At 66.5% G+C, this 233-nt stretch carries 1 pseudogene; it reads left to right on the top strand.

Annotated elements, in window-relative coordinates:
- Window positions 1-233 (top strand): annotated as a pseudogene (locus tag RVY79_RS21695) (8-amino-7-oxononanoate synthase); the annotation flags it as partial.

The raw sequence follows: 233 nt of genomic DNA, 5'->3' as shown, positions 1-233 counted from the left end.
CAGCGTCGGCTTGTCGCCGGTGCTGGCTGCCAGTTCGCTGAGCGCGCTGCAGCGCATGTTGGAAGAGCCACAGCGCATCGCTACGCTGCGCGAGCGCGGACGCCAGTTCCTGGAGACTGCGCGCGAAGCCGGTCTCAACACGGGTCTCAGCGCCGGATACTCGGTCGTGCCGGTCATCGTCGGCAGTTCGCTCAAGGCCGCGCAGTGGGCCAATGCGCTGTTCGAAAAAGGCA

The sequence above is a fragment of the Chromohalobacter sp. HP20-39 genome (assembly GCF_033052815.1).
In the GTDB taxonomy this organism is placed as follows: Bacteria; Pseudomonadota; Gammaproteobacteria; order Pseudomonadales; family Halomonadaceae; genus Chromohalobacter.
Note: the sequence above shows the minus strand (reverse complement) of the source record. Positions and strands in the feature narration are given on the sequence as shown.